Here is a 14,970-nt window from a genome sequence, read left to right as displayed (position 1 = left end):
CGTCGGTGAAGTGGCGACCTGGACACCAGGAGGTGGGTCGGATGGACTTTCTGGCCGAGTACCGGCGGGCGACCGTGTTCTTCGAGGCCGGTGACGCGACCGGGGCGGCCCGGCTGCTGGAGCCGATCGTCGCGGCCGAGCCGGACAACTCCTCCGTACGGCAGCTGCTGGCCCGGGCGTACTTCCAGTCCGCCCAGCTCAGCCGGGCCGAGGAGCAGTTGCGGGAGATGGTCGACCGGGACCCCGCCGACCACTACGCCCACCACGTGCTGGGCCGTACCCTGGAGCGGCTGAACCGGCCGGCGGACGCCCTGCGGCACCTGCGCATCGCGGCTGCCATGCACGGCACCAACGACGACTACCTCACCGCCCTGCGCCGGGTCGAGTCCCGGGTCAACGGCCCTACCATGGGTCGTCAGGGCGGCTGAACGCCGCCTGTCGTGGCGGGCCGGTTTCACCGGTCCGCCACGCGGCGGAGCTGAGCGGACGGTGGGCGGGGTATGAAGCTCAAGCTGGATCTGCACGACATCTTCAACCGGGGCCAGGACATCGATCGGGCGCTGCGCGGAATCATGGACGAGGCGGTGGCGAAGAAGGCCACCCTCGTCGAGATCATCCCGGGCAAGGGCTCCGGCCAGCTCAAGAAGCGGGTGCTGCGGTTCCTCGACCAGAAGGACGTCAAACAGCTCTACCACCGGGTGGAGAAGGACTCGAAAAACTTCGGCCGCCTCTTCGTCCACTTCCGCTGGAAATAGCTACGACATGGCCTCTGACCTGCCTCGCAGGCCGCTACCAGGGCCGTTGGACCATGATCATGCCGTGTCCAGGCCGTCAGAGGCTTGCGGAGCATCATCGCTGCCCTGGTCTTCACCGAGTGCCTTGTCGATGGCGCGGCGGGTGCGATCCTCGCTGGCCAGCAGCAGGTGTGGTAGGTCCGGGAGGGTGAAGCCAGGGTCCGCGTGGCCCAGGTAGGCCGATAGAGCCTTGATGCTCTCCCCGGCGTCCAGGAGGACCGAGGCGTAGGTGTGCCGCAGGACGTGCATCCCGTTGTGTCGGTCGTCCAGGATGCCGGTCGCACGGATTGCGGGCTTCCAGAAACCGGAGTTGAACATCGAGCGGGACAGCGCCAGGCCGGTGGGTGTCGTCAGGTACAGCTCTACAGTTCGCGGCTCACCGGTCAGGGTCGCCCACGGCAGGGTCACCGCGACCGGCAGGCAGTCCTGCGCGTGTTGTCTCAGCCTGCCCGCTACCGAGTCCGGCAACGGAACCTCGCGGGACTTGCCGCCCTTCGGTGGCGCGAAGATCAGCGAGCCGCGAACGATTTTGATCTGCCGAGTGATATGCAAAACGGGGCGGGCCGGGTCGAGATCTCCGGGGCTGACCGCAAAGATTTCCCCTTGCCGGAGGCCGCAACCCGCGCCCAGGTCCACCGCTACCCGGTACCGGGGCTGCACGTTCTTGCGAAACGCCGTCAATCGGTTGACCGACCACGGCACCACCTTGGTTGGAGCGAGCTTCGGCCGGCGAATGCTCTTGACCGCGAAAGGGTTGCTGACAATGGTTGGTGGCAATCCCGACAACCTCCGTCCGGGCAGGCCCCACCTGCTCCACGGTGTGCGGTCGAAGGTCGACGGGATGGGTGGAAAGCGGAGGCAGCCGGCGGAAGTGCGGATCGGCCTAATGATCAGTTTTCATGGGTTAAGGTCACGTCGATCCCGAGGTGTTCGTTTAGCAGCATCAAAAGCTTCATTCCGTCGATCAAGTCAATATTTTTACCGTCGGCGAAATCTCTGGATGCTATCCCGAATTGGCTGGTGGTAACGACCGCTCCCCGGTCGGCTCCTTCGTGAAGCATGCTCCCGTAAAGTGCACGAACCGTCTCGCTCGCCACCAGGTTTTTGTAGCGCTTTACCTCGACGATCGTTCGCGTTGGCGGCTCCGTGCGAGGATCGATGGCGAGGATGTCATATGAACGTGGACTCGAAGTCTTACTTAACTCCGGATCGTAGTCGACCAGCGTTGCTGTATACCCCATTGCCTCGAACAAGGCCCGTACCAGGCCTTCGAGTTCAAAGGGCGACAGTGCAAGAAGGTTCGGGTGCCCGCTCTCCCGCAGGGATTCAATGACTGAATCCATCTGAGTCTCAACCTCAGACACTCGCACGCGCTCGACTGTCTCTTCGGAGACCTCCCCCGGTAGCTGGACCGCAGCAATATCGAGGAAGCTGGAAAGCGTTAGGAGTTTGAGTTGACGGCCGCACGTCTCAACGAGTTCTTGACTCAGTTCACTGCGGGCTTTCGTCGGGCGCCCCCTCTTGTCGAGTTCCCACCAATCTTCTTTCACATCGTTAGTGACTACGGCGACGAATTCACCGCCTGTCGCCTCTACGGCCTGGTCAATTATTTGTCGCCAAACAATGTAATCGCCGGCTGCTAGGTATGGGGTAGATTTGCTGCGGGCGTCAGCATATCCTGGCGGGATGATGTTCGGATATCTGAATTCATTCGCCTCGCGTATGCGCTGCTCCAATTGATCGTTATCGTAGGGTAAGCCAATTCTGCCGCTAGTGATCTCTTCAAGTCGAGTAAGAACTGGATCCATCCTGAGGACATCGCCGGGCCGAAGGTCGTACTCCGCTTCAAGTGCTTCGAACTCGCTCAGGGCGGCATCCATGACGCCGTGAAGCCGTTGTTTCAGTGAATTCTCGTCAAGATGGTGGTCGTCCGGTTTCCAGTGCCTCTCGGTCATTATTCTTGTTCTGAAGGACTCAAATTTGGCAACGGTGGACCTTAGGAGCGCTACCGCTTCTTTTGGAGCCTGCTCAAGAGTTTGCCTGGTTTCGCGAAACTGTTTAATTCTACTTGTTGCCACCCCGAACCTGTTCCGATGGAACTCCTGGGCCGCCTGATGTGGAATGAAGAGTTGGTTTTGGAGCAGAGCCATAACTGAGAGTGTTTGTTCCCTGGCTCTTGGGCTTATCCGATAGAGGTGCAAGAGCGCGCTAGCGTCAATAACGATAAGTGAATCTTGTAAGTCGACGACTTCGGGAACCGCTGACCACCAAGATTTAAAGCGTCCGGCGATGCCTTGCTCGCTGTTGGAAGCCTTCGGCTGAGAATCAGTCACGGATGCAACCTTTGACCTGTCATGAGCGGTGGGAGTGCTGCCAGTGGTGATGGCGGGGTGCAGCAGCGAAGTACAGCAACCGACGGAACCAGGCGGAACGATGCTGACTACTATCGGGGTTCAAATCCCCGGAATCATCGGCCGCCGCGCTGTTCGTGCAAGGCGATGAGAGCTGCTTCGACTCGCAGTCCCACACCCGTCAGCACGAGCACGCAGGCCAGGACGTACCCGCCGGTCTGAGGGTTCTCCGGACTGACCATGAGCAGGGCGATCAGCAGACCGGTTCCAAGCGCTACATTGCCGCCGACTCGGGTTGATCGGCTGCGGGTGTACCGGAGATCCATGTCGCTCACCATAGCGAGGGGGCCGAGCCCAAGGTGGCCCCCGAACTCCCAGCCTCAGGTTCGTCCCTGCCCGACGTGACCGCACCAGGATCATGCCGCCTTCAGGCCGTCAAACGAGAGCCAGCAGTGACCATCGTTGACCATTCATGTCATGTCTCGCGGCAGCTCAGACGCCAAGTCGCCCGATTTGGTCGCTTGCGCCCCTGTCCTAGATCAATACCGCTGGAAGTAGGAGCACCGTAGCCGCTGATGGCAGGGAACTCCCCCGGTCATGCCCTTGATCCGTGAGACCTGCATCGCGCGGTCGATCATCGGCTCGGTAACGCCGTACTGATCGATCAGCTCTCGTCGGCTGGGTAGCTTGGCGCCGGGCGGGAGTAGACCACCCCCTTCGTATCCAACTGCGGAGAGGGACTTCGCCCAGGTTCGGTCAGCCGGCGACGATCTCGGTGGTATTCGCGCCGTACCCGCCGATCTTGCCGTCAGCACTGGTCACCAGGATGAGAGGTTCGCCTTCCTGGAGGCCGTACTTCCGTCGTTCCTCGGGGTCGGGCATTCGAGCCCGTAGTCGGTCGCCTTCACGCATGGTCACGATGGTGCGGTCCTGCTCGCCTCTGACGAAAGTGCCACGACTCTGGACGACCACGATCAAGCCCTCGCTCCGCAACTGCTGAAGTGCGCGGCGGACTGTGAGTCTGCTGAGGTGGTACTCCTGGGTGAGGCTCAACTCTGTCGGAACGCGCTGGCCCGGGGCGAGTTGACCCGAGCGGATGGCTTGTCGTAGCCGCTCCGCCAGTTGCTTCCAGGTGGCGACATCGGGATCGAAGTCGCTCTCACTGCTCACGATCGCACGCTAGGTCACCTCATGCTGTCGTAGTGTTGTGTTTACGTCAACACAGCACTTAGAGTGATGCTCTCGTTGTTCATGGTGAGAGGTGAATCATGGCCCGACACGTGAGAGAAGATCAGTATCTGCTTGCGGCGGCTGTCGCCCTGGTCAGGCGGCACCGGCCGGTCTGGTCGTGGCGGAAAAGACAGGGGGTCTGCCGGTGCGGCAGTGAGTTCCCCTGCCGATCGGCGTACCGCACCCGGCCTTCCGGACCGGCTTGGGACGCGCCGACCCGGGTACTGCCGCGCACCGGTCCGTTGATGACCTTCGCGGCCGAGTGGCGGTCGTCCCATGGCACGCGGCAGTGGTGAGGCGCGAGCTGTCGGGCCGTGTGGTGCCGGGGCGAGGGAGGTCATCATGACCGTGCATCGGCCGGTGCGGCCGGCCTGGACCTGTGGTGCCTGTGGTGCCGAGTGGCCCTGCCAGCCCCAACGGCAGGCGCTGCTCGCCGACTACGGACGCGCTCCGATCGCCCTGTCGCTGTACCTGGCCGCCCACTACCTCGACGCCGTGCCGGAGCTGCCCGACGTGCCGGTGGCCCAGCTTTACCGCCGCTTCCTCGGCTGGGCCCGCTGCGCCTCGACCAGGCCCACCCCCGACATTGCCGAGTCCCGGACCGGCCCTGACGCCGACGAACCCCAACCTGATGCCGACGAGCCCCTCCGGAATGTGAGAGGGGTGCCCCGCTCTACCTAAAGCGTTAACAAGGGGCCCTTCCTTACAGCTTGTAGGTGCGGGCTATGGCTAGGAGTTCGGAGCTGTGTGAGCCGACCACGCCCACGTCGGGCGGGCGGGGGCGGAAGCCGGGTAGCGCGTCCAGCCCGTCGCTGCCGTCCATCACGCGTAGTGCCAGCTGACGGCCCGGCTTGGACGAGACGGTCAGGGTGATCTCGATGCCCTCCGGTGGTGGGGCGTGGAAGACGACGCCGAGGTTCCAGCGGTGTTCCGGGCGGCCCAGCGGCACCGGTCGGCCGGCCACGGTGAGGCTGGTGACCGTTGCGGTGTCCAGGTCGACGTGCAGGCTGGTCAGCCGGACCGGGCGTTGCGGGGTGAGCTTCAGCCGCAGGGTGCGGGCCGGGCCGGCGCCGGTGTCGGCGAGTACCTCCAGTTTCGGGGCGGGCAGGTCGGCGGCGGGGGCCGGGCCGGTGCGCAGGTCGCCCGCCCCGAGGCCGGGGAAGCCGTCGACCGGGCCGGTGTCGGCGACGTACCCGGCGGTCCAGGGTTGGGGGTCGGTCTCGCGGCTGAGCCAGCGGGCGGTGCCGGTGTCGGCGTCGAGGGCGTACATCAGGTGGGTGGGGACGGGGTGGTCGGCGTCGAAGCGGTCGACGGCCAGGCCGACCCCGGCGAAGATCGCGGCGGCCAGGCCGGCGGCGAGGGTGGGCAGCAGGCCGAGGCGGCGGTGGCGTAGCGCGGTCAGGCCGCGTGCGCCGCCGGCCGGTGGGTGCAGCAGGTCCACCACGGGCAGCGCGGCGAAGCCGAGCAGGACCGTGACCAGCGCGGCCACCCCGCCCATCGCCATGCCCAGGGCCGGGAAGAGCAGGATCGCGGTGGGTAGCAGCACGATCACGCCGACCGCCGCGACGACGGTCGCCGCGATCACCGGCCACGGGCCGTCGACCCGGGTGGCCAGCGCGACCAGCCCGCCGAGCGCGCCGACCAGGGCCGGCAGGGTGAAGAGGTACGCCCCACCGGGGGCCAGCGCCGCGAATAGCACCCCGAGCAGGGCCAGCCAACCGAGTACGCCGACGGCCAGTGCGGCCGGTCCGGCCCACCGGCGCAGCAGCGCGTACCAGCCGGACACCACCGCCACGGCGAGGGTGAGCACGGCGAGGCGGTACCAGGTAGGCCGGTACGGGTCGAGCAGTTCGGCGTAGCCCGGACGTAGTGCGGTGATGCCCAGCCAGAGCCCCTGCGCGCCCAGCGGGGCGACGACGAGCGGGGCGAGCGCCAACCCGAAGGCGGCGACGAGCCGGCGTCCGGTGGCCCGGCCCCGCCGTCGGGCGAACCAGCCCAGCGCGGCGACGGCCAGGAGCGCGGCCAGCGCCAGCGGCCAGGTCAGCCAGCCGGGGTAGCGGACCAGTCCGCCCGGCACCGGGAAGTACGTGGCGTCGTGGTCGGCGCCCAGGTCGGTCAGGTCGATCCGGCCGAACTCCCGGGCCAGGCCGAGCGCGTTGTCGCCGTGGTGTTGCAGGCTGCCCCGGTCCAGCGCGGCCGGGGTGTCCAGCGGGGTGTGGTAGATCGCCCCACCGTCGATGTACGCCGAGTTCAACCCGACGAAGTCGGCGTCGAGGAAGGCGGTGAAGTCGGTGTCGTTGGGCAGCGCCCGGTAGACCTCCACCGCGAAGGAGGTGCCGACCGGGTGGGGTGCGGCCCGGCCGAAGACGTCGACCAGGGCGGCGTTGTTCCGGGACGTCTCGAACATGATCACCGGCCCGGTGGAGCCGCGCGCCTCCAGGTTGATCACCACGCCACCGTCGGCGGCCAGCGGATGCTCGGCCGCGAACCCCGCCGCGCCGCAGAGGCAGGCCTCCTCGGCGTCGGTGAGCACGAAGACGATGTCGTTGCGGGGGCGGTCTCCGCTGGTCAGCGCGCGGGCCACCTCCAGGATCGCCGAGGTGCCGGCCGCGTCGTCGTTGCCGCCCGGCCCGGTCTGCACCGAGTCGTAGTGCGCGACCAGGAAGACCCGACCGGTCGGATCGGTGCCGGGTAGCCGGGCCACTACGTTGCGTACCCGGGCCAGGGTGGCCCCGGCGGCCGCCCCGCTGAGCTGGCCGGCCTCCGGGGCGACCAGGTCCTGCACCTCGGTCTCCAGGCCCAGCGCGCGCAGCGTGCCCTCGACGTGCTGGCGTACCCGGTCGTTGGCCGGACTGCCGGCCGGGTGCGGCTCGGCCGCGACCTGCTCGACGTGCGGGAACGCCCGGCCGGCACTGAACTGGTCGACCGGTGCGTCGGCCGGTAGTGGCGTCGGGGTACGCAGGTCGAGCAGGCTGCCCGCACCCACCGCCACCAGGGCGAGGAGCGCGAGCAGCGCGGCGAGCGGACGGTTGCGGGGTCGGGTCAGGGCCCGGTCCTCGGCGTGGGTACGGGGTACGCCCACTGGGTCTCCTCGGGGGTGGGGGTGGGCACCATCCTGGCCCACTGCGGGACATGCCGGTGCCGGCGCGGGCGCGTTGTGTGCGACCGTTGTCTAATACATGCTCGGCGAGGACTCGGAAGGAGCCTGACATCACCAGCGATCTCCCGCGCCTCGCGGAGGCCACCCGGTCACCCCGGATGGCCGGCCGGGCCGGTCCCGCGGTCGAGTCGTCGTACCCGCACGGCGGTTACGGGCCCCACCCCAACCTGCCGCCGGGTGAGCGGCTGCGGGTGCTGCTGGTCGAGGACGACGAGGGCGACGCCTTCCTGGTCGGTGAGCTGCTCGCCGAGACCAACTCGATGATCGACCTGCTGGTGGCCACCAGCCTGAGCGAGGCCCGCAAGCGGGTGATGGGCGTGGACTGCGTCCTGCTCGACCTGGGGCTGCCCGACGCGCAGGGTCTGGACGGGCTGCGGCAGGTGCTGGAGATGTCCAGCGGTGCGGCGGTGTGTGTGCTGACCGGCCGCTCCGACGAGCACCTGGGCATCGTCGCGGTTGCCGAGGGAGCCCAGGACTACCTGGTCAAGGGGCAGGTCGACGGGGTCCTGCTGACCCGCGCGCTGCGCTACGCGGTGGAGCGGAAACGGGCCGACGAGAACGCCCGCCGGCTGCGTGAGGTCGAGCTGCGCCAGGCCGAGTCGGCCCGACTGGAACGCGGCCTGCTGCCCCAGCCGCTGATGTCCACCGAGGAGATCGGGGTCAACACCTTCTACCGGCCGGGCCGGCACGCCGCGTTGATCGGCGGGGACTTCTACGACGTGGTGCAGACCCGGCCGGACCGGGTGGACCTGATCGTCGGCGACGTATGCGGGCACGGGGCGGACGAGGCCGCCCTCGGCGTCGAGCTGCGGGTCGCCTGGCGGGCGCTGATCCTGGCCGGGGTGCCCGACGACGAGGTGCTGCCGGCGTTGGAGCAGGTGCTGATGAGTGAGCGCCGGCTCCAGGAGATCTTCGCGACGGTGGCCACCGCCCGGCTGGACCTCGCCGCCAACCGGGCGACCGTACGCCTGGCGGGGCACCCGCCACCGCTGCTGCTCGCCGGCGGTAAGGTCGCGCCGGTGCCGGCACCGGGCGGACTGCTGCTCGGCGTACGACCCCGCCGGCCCGTGGCCTTCGACCTGGAGTTCGACACCGATGACTGGTCCCTGTTGATGTACACCGACGGCCTGATCGAGGGGCGGGTGGACGGCGGCGACGAGCGGCTGGACGTGCCCGGCCTGGTGGGTCTGCTGGACGAGCCGGCCAACCACGCGGTGCCGCTGTCCGAGTTGCCCGCCTGGCTGGTCGGGCGGGCCGAGCAGATCAACGGCGGTCCGCTCGCCGACGACGTGGCGATGCTGCTGGTCAGCCGGGGTGGTGGGCGGTGACCGGGGCCGGACGCGGACGTGGCTGGACCCTGCGCCGCCGGGTGGTCGCGATGCTCACCGTGGTGGGGGTGGCGCTGGTCGCGCTGGCCGGGGCCGAGGCGGTGGTCGCCACCCAGAACCGGAACTACACCGAGGCGGCGCTCACCGAGACCGGCCCGCTGCGGGTGCACGGGCAGCAGCTGCTCAGCGCCCTGCTCGACCAGGAGACCTCGATCCGCGGGTACGCGGTCAGCGGCAACCGGGCCGACCTCGTCCCGTACGAGGAGGGGGTGCGCCAGGAGCGGACCGTCACCGCCGAGATGACCGAGCTGATCGACGACTACCCGGAGATCGCGCAGGAGCTCCGCGCGGTCGAGGAGCAGGCCGACCAGTGGCGGCGGCTGGTGGCCGAGCCGGTGATCAACACGACGGAGACCGCCGGCACGGCAGCCGGTCAGGCGCTCCTCAACGACCAGGCCCGGCAGCGGTTCGACGGGATAAGGTCCGCGATCGACGCGTTGCAGGCCGAGATCCTCACCGCCCGCGCGACGGTGGTCGCCAACATCGAGCGTACCGGTGACCTGCTGGTGCTGCTCCTGATCATCGCGGCGGTGGTGGTCGCGGTGGCCGGCGCGGTGCTGCTGTTGTCGCTGGAGAAGATGGTCATCCGACCGTTGACCTCGCTGGCCGGTCAGGTACGGGAGGTCGCCGACGGCGACTACCAGCACCGGATCAGCGGTGCGGGGCCGCCGGAGTTCCTCGGGCTCGCCGACGACGTGGACGCCATGCGGCAGAAGATCGCCCGGGACCTCGACGAGGTCCGGGAGGCCCGGGAGCGGATCGAGTGGGTCAACAGCCAGCTCCAGAAGCAGGCCGAGGAGCTGGTGCGCTCCAACCGTGACCTGGAGCAGTTCGCCTACGTGGCCTCGCACGACCTGCAGGAGCCGCTGCGCAAGGTGGCCAGCTTCTGCCAGTTGCTGCAACGCCGGTACGCGGGGCAGCTGGACGAGCGGGCCGACCAGTACATCGCCTTCGCGGTGGACGGTGCGCAGCGGATGCAGCGTCTGATCAACGACCTGCTGGCGTTCTCCCGGATCGGGCGGCTCACCACCGGCTTCACCGAGGTCGACCTGAACAAGGTGATGGGGGACGTGGCCGGCCAGACCGAGGCCGCCCGGCAGTACGCCGACGCCGAGCTGACCTGGGACGAGCTGCCGGTGATCCGGGGCGAGGAGCCGTTGCTGACCAACCTGCTGGCCAACCTGGTCAGCAACTCGATCAAGTTCCGGCGTCCCGACGTACCGCCGAAGGTGCACGTCTCGGCGAAGTTGGTCGACGGCGAGTGGGAGATCAGCTGCCAGGACAACGGCATCGGGATCGAGCCGGAGTTCGCCGACAAGATCTTCGTGATCTTCCAGCGGCTGCACTCCAAGGACGCCTACCCGGGCACCGGGATCGGTCTGGCCATCGTCAAGAAGATCGTGGAATACCATGGTGGCCGGGTCTGGGTCGACACCGACAGCCCGCAGGGCACGGCGATCCGGTTCACCGTCCCGGCCACCGCCGAGGACGTCGAGGCCGCCACGGTGAAGACAACCGCCGACGGTACGACCGGTGGTGAGGCAGCTGCGGAAGGTGAGTCGGCAGCCCCGGGTGGCCCGGCTGCGCCGGGCGGGACCGGTGCGGACGGGGCGACTGCTGGCGGTACCGGCTCGACGGCCGCCGACCCGGAGTCGGCCGGGCCGGAGTCGGTTGGGCCGGTGGGGCGGCAGACGGCACGGAAGGACACCGCGCGGGCCTCAGGCGACGGCGGTACGGACGGTACGAAGGAGACAGTGCGATGACCGCGCCGGCGGACGGCAAGAGCCCGATCGAGGTGCTGCTGGTCGAGGACGACCCGGGGGACGTCCTGATGACCCAGGAGGCGTTCGAGGAGCACAAGCTCCGCAACCGGCTGACCGTCGTCTCCGACGGCGCCGAGGCGCTGGCGTACCTGCGTCGGGAGGGCCGGTACGCGGACGCGGTCAGCCCGGACCTGATCCTGCTCGACCTGAACCTGCCCCGCCGGGACGGCCGGGAGGTGCTGGAGGAGATCAAGAAGGACGAGCACCTCTGCCGGATCCCGGTCGTGGTGCTCACCACCTCGCAGGCCGACGAGGACATCCTGCGCAGCTATCAGCTGCACGCCAACGCCTACGTGACCAAGCCGGTCGACTTCGAGCGGTTCATCTCCGTGGTACGCCAGATCGACGAGTTCTTCGTCAGCGTGGTCAAGTTGCCGCCGCGTGGCTGACCTGCTCCTGGACGACGTCGGCGAGCTGCTGCGGGACACCGCCGCCGAGATCGTCCTGCCCCTGTTCCGCAAGCTCGACGCCGCAGACGTCACCGAGAAGGCCCCCGGCGAGCTGGTCACCATCGCCGACCAGCGCGCCGAGGAGGCGATCACCGCCGGCCTGCGTCGGCTGCGCCCCGGCTCGGTGGTGGTCGGCGAGGAGGCGGTCGCCGACGACCCGACCCTGCTGCGGCACGTCCGGGGTACCGGTGACGTCTGGGTGGTCGACCCGGTCGACGGCACCTCCAACTTCGCCGCCGGCAAGCGACCGTTCGCGCTGATGGTGGCCCTGCTGACCGACGGCGATCCGGTCGCCTCCTGGATCCTCGATCCGCTGGCCGACAACCTCGCGGTCGCCCGGGTGGGCGAGGGCACCCGCCTCGACGGCCAGCCGGTCACCCCACGCACCACCGGGCGTACGCCGGGCGGGCTGCGCGGCAGCGCGACTACCTGGTTCCTGCCGCCGGCCACCCGGGCCCGGGTGGCCGCCGGCGGTGAACGGCTCGGCGGGCTGCTCCCCGGGCAGCACTGCGCCGGTCGGGAGTACCTCGACCTGCTCACCGGTGAGCGGGACTTCGTTCTCTTCTGGCGTACCCTGCCCTGGGACCACGTCCCCGGCACGCTGCTGGTCCGCCAGGCCGGCGGGGTCGCCCGTCGCTTCGACGGCACCGACTACCACCCGGCCGACGAGCACCAGGGCCTGCTGGTCGCGATCTCCGAGGACGTCTGGACCGAGGCCCACGCGGCGCTCCTCGCCGACTGACCCGCCCCCGCCGGCCTCGCTTCGCCCCGTGCTACCCCGACCCGAGGTGTGAGAGGGGTGCCCCGCTCGACCAAAAGCGTTAACAGGGGGCCCTTCCTTACGGTGAGGGGGGGAGTGCGTTGGGTTGATGTTTTGCGGGGGGAGGGTTCTGCGGGCGGGTCCGGGGCGCGGGGTCCGGTATCGTGACCTGCGGTCACCGCCAGTGGGCCGCCGGACGGCGCCGGGCGGGGTCCTCGATCGGATCGATCGCCATCTCGGCCCTGCCGATGCGGGGCCACCGACGGCTGACGGAAGGACACTCTCGTGCCGAGGACGATGGTCATCCGGCGTCGGGGCGGCCGGCTGCTGGTCGCCCTGCTGACCGCCGTGACGGTGCTGCTCGGTGTCGGCGCGGTGCCGGCGTACGCCGAGCCGAACGAGGGCGGGACGAAGAAGCTGCGGGACGCCCTGGAGAGCACCGCCAAGGGGCACATCGAGGCGAAGAACAAGCTGGAGGCCTCCCAGAAGCGGCAGAAGAAGCTGACCGCCGACCTGAAGACGGTCGAGCAGCGGCTGGTCGGGCTGACCGAGCAGGTTGGCGAGGTGGCCGCGCAGTCGTACCGGACGGGTCGGTTGACCGCCCCGGCGATGCTGCTCAACGCCGACACCCCGGACAGTTTCCTGGACCGGGTGGCCGCGTTGGACGTGATGGCCCAGCGGGACAGCAAGCGGCTGGCCACCCTGATCGAGACCCGGGCCGAGGCTGCCGAGGCCAAGAAGGGGATCGACGCCGAGGTCCGGGAGCAGCAGAAGCAGGTCGCCACGATGGCGAAGAAGAAGAAGGAGGCCGAGCGGGCGCTCGCCGCGGTCAGCACCGGCACCAGCGCCGGGTTCAGCGGCGGCAGTTCCTCCTCGGCCCGCCCGGCGCCGCGTAACTCCGACGGGTCGTGGCCGGGGGAGTCCTGCTCGGTGAACGACCCGACGCCGGCCAACGGTTGCATCACCCCCCGGACGCTCAACATGCTGCAGGAGACCAAGGCGGCCGGCTACAAGCGGTACGCGTCGTGTTTCCGTAGCGGCGGGTCGGGCGAGCACCCGAAGGGCCGGGCCTGTGACTTCTCGGCCGCCGCCGGTGGCTTCCAGGACAAGACCGCGACCGGCGGGGACAAGTCGTACGGCGACAGCCTGGCCGCCTGGCAGGTCCGCAACGCCAGCCGCCTCGGCATCCTCTACGTGATCTGGTACCGGCAGATCTGGCACCCGGGCACCGGTTGGCGGTCCTACAGCGGCAGCGGCAGCCCGGCCGCCGACCACACGAACCACGTTCACACCTCGATGCACTGATGCGTCCGTCCGGGTGCGTACCATCGCAGCGATGAGCAGCTCAACTCCCGAGGTGGTGGATCCACCGGCCGAGGCCGGTCCGCCGCCGGTGCGCGCCCTGCCGGCGGGTCTCGCCGCCTTCCTGGTCTTCTTCTCCAGCGGTGCCGTGCTGGTGCTGGAGACCGTGGCCCTGCGTCTGGTCGGCCCGTACGTCGGGGTGACCCTCCAGGTCACCAGCTCGGTCATCGCGGTGGCGTTGGCCGCCATCGCGTACGGGGCGTGGGCGGGCGGCTGGATCGCCGACCGGCGTGACCCGCGTCCGCTGCTGGCCCCGGCGCTGGTGCTCTCGGCCATCGCCACCGCGGTCACCCTGCCGATCGTCAGGTACGCCGGCGAGTCGCTGCGCGGCGGCGCGGAGAGCGCCGTACTGCTGCTCACCGCGCTGGCCGTCTTCGTGCCGGCGATGCTGCTCTCGGCGATCACCCCGCTGGTGGTCAAGCTCCAGCTCGCCGACCTGCGCCGCACCGGCCAGGTGGTCGGCAAGCTCTCCGGGATCGGCACCCTGGGTGGGATCACGGCCACCCTGGCCACCGGGTTCGTGCTGGTGGCCACGCTCACCAGCACGACGATCGTGCTCGCCACGGCGGTCGCGTTGGCGGTGGTCGGGATCGGCCTCTGGGTGCACCTGCGCCGGCAGGACCAGGCGGGCCGGCTGCCCGGTCCGGCGCGTACCCGGGTGGCGTTGACGGTGTTGGGGCTGGTCGGGGCGGGGCTGACCACGATCGCGCCGAACCCGTGCGACATCGAGACCGCGTACCACTGCGCGAGCGTGGAGGCCGACCCGGCGCGGGAGAGCGGGCGGACCCTGCTGCTGAACTCCGCCCAGCACTCGTACATCGACCTGGCCGATCCGACCCACCTGGAGTACGAGTACACCAAGTGGTTCGGCGCGGCGGCGAACGTGGTCGCGCCGGTGGGGGACCGGGTCGACGCCCTGCACCTGGGCGGGGGCGGGTTCACCATCCCCCGGTACCTGACGGCCACCCGGCCGGGCACCGACAACCTGGTGTTCGAGATCGACGGTGGCCTGGTCGACCTGAGCCGGGCGGAGCTGGACCTGCGGACCGGCCCGCAGTTCCGGGTGCGGGTCGGTGACGCCCGGATGTTGCTCACCGCCGAGCCGAGCGCGAGCCGGGACCTGGTGGTCGGGGACGCGTTCGGGCACCTCGTGGTGCCGTGGCACCTGGCGACCCGGGAGATGGCCGCCGAGATCCGGCGGGTGCTGCGCCCCGGCGGTACCTACGTGCAGAACGTGATCGACTATCCGCCGTTGCGGTTCATCCGCGCCGAGCTGGCCACCGTCGCGGCCGAGTTCGAGCACGTCGCGCTGATCGCCCCGCCGGCCTCGCTGGCCGGGCGGCAGGGCAGCAACTTCGTCATCGTCGCCTCGGACTCACCGCTGCCGCTGCCCGCGCTGCAGAACCAGCTGGGCACCCTGACCGAGCCGGTACGCCTGCTGTCCGGGGCGGAGCTGGCCGAGTTCGTGGACGACGCGCTGGTGCTCACCGACGACTACGCCCCGGTGGACCAGCTGCTGGCCACCGCCTGACCGGCTGCGCCCCGCCGGGGCCGGCCGACCGGGTAGGCGTCGGCGGATCGGGGCGACACCGCCTGATCAGGTGACATCCCTGACCGAATGCCATCATCCAGGTGTAGCCCGGGGCTTGTCGG

14 protein-coding genes are annotated in these 14,970 nt (G+C 69.4%); 9 read left to right on the top strand and 5 right to left on the bottom strand.

Going from position 1 to position 14,970, the window contains the following annotated elements:
- The first annotated feature begins 41 nt into the window (after nt 1-41).
- A complete protein-coding gene (locus GA0070617_RS26305) occupies nt 42-428 on the top strand; it encodes a tetratricopeptide repeat protein (protein WP_091444332.1) in 387 nt (128 codons plus the stop codon).
- Between the two features lie 72 nt (nt 429-500).
- Entirely contained in the window at nt 501-755 is a 255-nt protein-coding gene (locus tag GA0070617_RS26300) for a Smr/MutS family protein (RefSeq protein ID WP_007073137.1), read from the top strand.
- A gap of 57 nt (nt 756-812) precedes the next feature.
- On the opposite strand, the gene GA0070617_RS26295 is transcribed toward GA0070617_RS26300, so the two are convergent.
- The 4 genes from GA0070617_RS26295 to GA0070617_RS26280 form a co-directional block, all read right to left on the bottom strand.
- Nucleotides 813-1,571: a tyrosine-type recombinase/integrase gene (locus tag GA0070617_RS26295; RefSeq protein WP_229688428.1), complete on the bottom strand. Its 759-nt coding sequence runs from the start codon at nt 1,569-1,571 to the stop codon at nt 813-815.
- 113 nt (nt 1,572-1,684) lie between these two features.
- Nucleotides 1,685-3,127, bottom strand: coding sequence for a PIN-like domain-containing protein (locus tag GA0070617_RS26290; RefSeq protein ID WP_139135774.1), 1,443 nt, complete (start codon nt 3,125-3,127; stop codon nt 1,685-1,687).
- Nucleotides 3,128-3,261: 134 nt separating this feature from the next.
- Nucleotides 3,262-3,471, bottom strand: a complete 210-nt coding sequence (locus GA0070617_RS30205; RefSeq protein ID WP_139135773.1) for a hypothetical protein — start codon at nt 3,469-3,471, stop codon at nt 3,262-3,264.
- Between the two features lie 430 nt (nt 3,472-3,901).
- Nucleotides 3,902-4,315, bottom strand: a complete 414-nt coding sequence (locus GA0070617_RS26280) for a GntR family transcriptional regulator (RefSeq protein WP_091444320.1) — start codon at nt 4,313-4,315, stop codon at nt 3,902-3,904.
- Between the two features lie 402 nt (nt 4,316-4,717).
- Here GA0070617_RS26280 and GA0070617_RS31845 point away from each other — a divergent pair, with 402 nt between their 5' ends.
- On the top strand, nt 4,718-5,056 hold the full coding sequence (locus GA0070617_RS31845) for a hypothetical protein (RefSeq protein WP_229688427.1): 339 nt from the start codon (nt 4,718-4,720) through the stop codon (nt 5,054-5,056).
- 22 nt (nt 5,057-5,078) lie between these two features.
- On the opposite strand, the gene GA0070617_RS26265 is transcribed toward GA0070617_RS31845, so the two are convergent.
- Nucleotides 5,079-7,457, bottom strand: a complete 2,379-nt coding sequence (locus GA0070617_RS26265) for a M28 family peptidase (protein WP_091444313.1) — start codon at nt 7,455-7,457, stop codon at nt 5,079-5,081.
- Nucleotides 7,458-7,633: 176 nt separating this feature from the next.
- Here GA0070617_RS26265 and GA0070617_RS26260 point away from each other — a divergent pair, with 176 nt between their 5' ends.
- The 6 genes from GA0070617_RS26260 to GA0070617_RS26235 all read left to right on the top strand — a co-directional run bounded on the left by GA0070617_RS26260 (nt 7,634) and on the right by GA0070617_RS26235 (nt 14,848).
- Nucleotides 7,634-8,863 (top strand): PP2C family protein-serine/threonine phosphatase, encoded by a 1,230-nt coding sequence (locus GA0070617_RS26260; RefSeq protein ID WP_229688426.1) that lies wholly within the window; start codon nt 7,634-7,636, stop codon nt 8,861-8,863.
- A gap of 50 nt (nt 8,864-8,913) precedes the next feature.
- Nucleotides 8,914-10,686, top strand: coding sequence for a sensor histidine kinase (locus GA0070617_RS26255; RefSeq protein WP_091447411.1), 1,773 nt, complete (start codon nt 8,914-8,916; stop codon nt 10,684-10,686).
- Nucleotides 10,683-11,135 (top strand): response regulator, encoded by a 453-nt coding sequence (locus tag GA0070617_RS26250; protein ID WP_091444308.1) that lies wholly within the window; start codon nt 10,683-10,685, stop codon nt 11,133-11,135. Before GA0070617_RS26255 ends, GA0070617_RS26250 begins: the two co-directional genes overlap by 4 nt.
- Nucleotides 11,128-11,937, top strand: coding sequence for an inositol monophosphatase family protein (locus GA0070617_RS26245; protein ID WP_091444304.1), 810 nt, complete (start codon nt 11,128-11,130; stop codon nt 11,935-11,937). Before GA0070617_RS26250 ends, GA0070617_RS26245 begins: the two co-directional genes overlap by 8 nt.
- A gap of 315 nt (nt 11,938-12,252) precedes the next feature.
- A complete protein-coding gene (locus GA0070617_RS26240) occupies nt 12,253-13,260 on the top strand; it encodes a coiled-coil domain-containing protein (RefSeq protein ID WP_175440822.1) in 1,008 nt (335 codons plus the stop codon).
- A 31-nt stretch (nt 13,261-13,291) separates the two neighbouring features.
- Nucleotides 13,292-14,848 carry a fused MFS/spermidine synthase gene (locus tag GA0070617_RS26235; RefSeq protein ID WP_091444300.1) on the top strand — a complete coding sequence of 519 codons (1,557 nt, stop codon included), beginning with the start codon at nt 13,292-13,294 and terminating at the stop codon, nt 14,846-14,848.
- Nucleotides 14,849-14,970 lie beyond the last annotated feature (122 nt).

Source organism: Micromonospora yangpuensis, from assembly GCF_900091615.1.
Lineage (GTDB): Bacteria > Actinomycetota > Actinomycetes > Mycobacteriales > Micromonosporaceae > Micromonospora > Micromonospora yangpuensis.
The sequence above is the reverse complement of the archived record's forward strand: the minus strand, read 5'-3'. Positions and strand labels throughout refer to the sequence as shown.